Here is a 1031-nt window from a genome sequence, read left to right as displayed (position 1 = left end):
AGTGGGCGTTTAGGCATGGCTCGTTGGCATGTGCCCGCTTTGTGGTCGCAGGCTTTTGGGCTCTTCGTCCTATAGGTATAGATTTGCTCATTCCTCATCATCGATGAGGGCGCCTGTTTGATTATTAAATGACGCTCGAATTCCGTCTGGTCTAGAAATGCGGTAGAAGCTCCCAGTCGGTCAAGGACCAATACCGATCACACGTATCGGGTAGAAGTTCCGCCATGAGCGAGCGGAAGCCGTACCCCAGTGACATATCCGACGCCCGCTGGGCCTTAATCGAACCCACCTTAACCGCCTGGCGGCAGGCCAGACTCGACCGCCGGCCCACCGGCCAACCGGCCTCCGTCGAACTGCGAGACGTCTTCAACGCGATCCTGTACGTCAACCGCACAGGAATCGCCTGGAAATACCTGCCGCACGACTTCCCGTCGTACAACACCGTCTACGCCTACTACGCAGCCTGGCGCGATGAGGGAATCTTCGCACAACTCAATTACGAGCTGACCGGACTGGCCCGAGTCAAGGACGGCCGTACAGCCGAACCGACCGCGTGCGTGATGGACACCCAGAGCGTGAAGACCTCCACCAACGTGCCCCTCACCAGCCAAGGAACCGACGCCACAAAGAAGATCGTCGGTCGCAAGCGCGGCATCGTCACCGACACACTCGGCATCATCCTCGCTGTGACCGTCGCCGCCGCAGGCCTGTCCGACAACGTGATCGGCAAAAGGCTACTCGACCAAACCAAAAGCGCCTACCCGACGATATCCAAAACCTGGGTCGACACCGGCTTCAAGAACGCATTCATCGAACACGGCGCCACATTAGGCATCGACGTCGAAGTCGTCTCCAGAAAAGCCGAAACCCGTGGATTCCACGTAGTCAAACGCCGCTGGGTCGTCGAACGCAGCCTGGGCTGGATCATGCTGTACCGCCGCTTAGCCCGCGATTATGAGACCCTCCCCGCCAGCTCCCAAGCCATGATCCACATCGCCTCGATCAACAACCTCACCAAACGCATAACAGAC

At 58.7% G+C, this 1031-nt stretch carries 1 protein-coding gene; it reads left to right on the top strand.

Features of this window, described 5'->3' with window-relative positions:
• Positions 1-224: 224 nt before the first annotated feature.
• On the top strand, positions 225-1031 hold an 807-nt coding region (locus AB0B91_RS66525), incomplete at its 3' end, for an IS5 family transposase (RefSeq protein WP_358343366.1).

Origin of the sequence: Nonomuraea sp. NPDC049141 (assembly GCF_040648415.1) — a bacterium.
Classification (GTDB): domain Bacteria; phylum Actinomycetota; class Actinomycetes; order Streptosporangiales; family Streptosporangiaceae; genus Nonomuraea.
This window is presented reverse-complemented; position numbering and strand designations above follow the sequence as displayed.